The organism is Flavobacterium sp. AJR, from assembly GCF_002156885.1.
Classification (GTDB): domain Bacteria; phylum Bacteroidota; class Bacteroidia; order Flavobacteriales; family Flavobacteriaceae; genus Flavobacterium.
Genome location: NZ_NCWQ01000168.1, coordinates 1 through 2927, shown reverse-complemented (window position 1 = coordinate 2927; position 2927 = coordinate 1). Strand labels below are relative to the sequence as shown.

At 28.7% G+C, this 2927-nt stretch carries 2 protein-coding genes; both read right to left on the bottom strand.

Features of this window, described 5'->3' with window-relative positions; genetic code table 11:
• On the bottom strand, positions 1-1441 hold a 1441-nt coding region (locus B8T70_RS23255; protein ID WP_133059422.1), incomplete at its 3' end, for a restriction endonuclease subunit S.
• A complete protein-coding gene (locus B8T70_RS23250) occupies positions 1438-2859 on the bottom strand; it encodes an N-6 DNA methylase (RefSeq protein ID WP_086896410.1) in 1422 nt (473 codons plus the stop codon). The genes B8T70_RS23255 and B8T70_RS23250, both read right to left, overlap by 4 nt.
• Positions 2860-2927 lie beyond the last annotated feature (68 nt).

Sequence of the window (2927 nt, the reverse complement as noted above, 5' to 3'; positions counted from 1 at the left end):
CGTTTTCTTGTAAAAGTTTTACTAAATCCATAAGTATTGTTTTGCTATTAAATTTCGTTTCTCTAGAAGATATCGTTTTTGTTTTTTTTACTGTGTTTTTATTTAGTATGTTTTTATTTATTCCTACTAATTGGCTTAAAAATGTTTGCATTAATTTTTCTGAATTTTTTTTACTCTCTCTACTTTCTATTTCAAGATTATTACAGTTTAATAAAAACAGATTAATAATTTTAACAATTTCCTTTTGTTCTTCTAATGGTGGGAAAGGAATAAAAGAGGTTTTAAGTTTTTTTAGTGTAACTCTAGTAATTGCAACACCGCTCATACCTGATCTTATTAAGTCATAGTAAAATGGACTTCTTAATGCATATAACAAATAAGAATTATCTATAAAGGAATTTGATGATTTTAATAAAGCGACACTCGATAGCATACTAAATTCTTCATTAAGATTATTAAGACAACATATACCAGTTGTTGCTCCGTCTTTTATATAAAGAATATCTCCGTATTGAGGATTGCATCTTGAGTAAATTTCTTTATGGGCATCTTCTGTTATATACGTTATATGATCTAGTTGAATCCCTTCATTTTTTATGTTTTTAGCAGTTACGTATTTATATTTTCCAGAATTTAAATTAACTGGAGAATGATGAGTTCCATCTGTTATTTTTAAGAGAATATCTCCTAGACTACACCAAATCCATTTCTCAGGTATTTCAAATGGAATATTATTTTTTGATATTGGAGGTAAAAGTTTTTCTCTTTTTATCGTACCTTCTTTAATTAGTTTTTCTTTTTCTAATTGTATATGTTTAAACAGTTCGTTTGCAGATTTAATAGTTTGATTTAGTGATCTCCATTCCTTAGTTAATTTGCCTTGAATTGCATCTTGCAAAATAGATTGACGCAATTTTACAATACTGTCTTCTTGTAGTTTTATTTCTTTTATAAGTTCTTTATTTTTTGCTTCAACCTTTATAATCTCATCTAAAATTTTTCTTTGTTCTTCTTTTGATGGTAGTGGAATCTCCAATTCATAGATTTTTTCAGGACTAATTCTTTTTGATCCAACACCTTTAGCTAGACTTTCCAACTTTAAATAAAAGTTGTTATTTTTAAAAAAATAGAAAATCCACTCAGGATAACAAGATTCGTCAATATCAAAGGCAGGAATATCAAGACTAGATTCATAACCATCTAGTTCTTTAGGTATAATACCAAAAGCTCCTTTGTGTAGATTTTGTTTTCCGTAAACAAATTGTCCTGATTTTCTAGTATAATATCTAGTAGCTCCATTTTTATCTTTTGTATTAGGTCTTTTTTCTATTCCTAGAATATTTAGTTTTACTCTAATTCTTTTATCTGTATTCGGTAAATCAGATACTATTTTAGATTCAGTTAAAAGAGTTCCTAATTTTACATTTTTCCAATTTTTCATAGAAGTGCTTTTTTAATTTCAGCAAGCAATTCAATACTTTTTTGAAAAGAAACATCTATTTTAGAGATAAGCTCATCGGTTGAATCGAAATTTTCTTCTCCTAAAGCATTATTGTTTTTTATATCTAAATTAAATTTTCTTTTTTTAATTTCTTCCAGAGAAACTTTCCATGCAAATTCGTTTTCATGACGATCAATCCACCATTTCTTGATTTCTTTGAAATGTTTTATGTCAACAGGTCTTGATCTACTATAGTTTTTTATTCCTTCTGGATAAGGCATTTCATAATACCAAGTTTCTTTGGTAGGTTTTCCTTTTTCAAAAAACAATAAATTAGTTTTAATTCCTGTATAGGGATTAAATACACCATTAGGTAAGCGTATTATGGTGTGTAAGTTACATTTTGTTAGTAAATCTTCTTTTATTCTAATCTTTACTCCCTCACCAAATAATGAATTATCAGGCAGTACTACTGCAGCTCTGCCATCTTTCTTTAAAATCTTAATTATTAAGGCTAGAAATAGATCAGCAGTTTCTTTTGTTCTAAATTCCTCAGGGAAGTTTTTCTCCGTGCCCTCTTCTTCCTGCCCGCCAAATGGAGGGTTTGATAGAACAATGTCCACTTGATTATTCGCCTTCCAGTTATCGTATGGAACTGATAGTAAATTTCCTTTAGTTATAGCTGGTTTCTCAATTCCATGTAGAATTAAATTTGTAGTACATAATAAATGTGGTAAAGGTTTTTTTTCCACACCTCTTATTGAATTTTGGATAACTAATGATGTTTCGTCGAAATCTTTTAATTTTGATAAATTATCTAAAGAACAAGTTAGAAAGCCTCCAGTTCCGCATGCTGGATCTAAAATGGTTTCTCCTATTTGAGGGTTAATCATATCTACCATAAACTGCGTTACAGCTCTAGGAGTGTAATATTCACCCGACGAACTTGCACTTTGAAGTTCTTTTAGGATAGATTCATAGATGTCATTAAATACATGTCTTTCATTATTGTTTTTTGAAAAATCAATTTTGTTAATTTCATTAATGACTTGACGAAAGAGATTTCCGCTTTTCATGTAATTATAAGTGTCATTAAAAACTGATTTTATAATTATTGACTGATCGGTATCTGTAGGGTCAATTGTTTTTAAAGTTGGGAAAAGTTCATCATTAATAAAACTGATTAATTCTTCACCTGTTAATCCATTAGCATCTGCCGCCCAGTTTTGCCATTTTAATTTTTCAGGGATTGGGCTTTTATATTCTTTTCTTGATTTCTTCCACTCTTCTTCTTTATCTGCAAATATCTTCATAAAAAGCATCCATACCATTTGAGAAATTCGTTGAGCATCTCCATCAACTCCTTCGTCTTTTCTCATTATATTTCTAATGGATCTTATTATACCTGTTGTACTCATTTAATTTTTTAATTTTAATATTCAATTCACTCAAGTTTACTTTAAGATGCTATTTATAATGGCTAAAT

Coding starts and splice junctions, on each gene's coding strand:
- B8T70_RS23250 (WP_086896410.1), bottom strand. CDS start 2,859: ATGAGTACAACAGGTATAATAAGATCCATTAGAAATATAATGAGAAAA.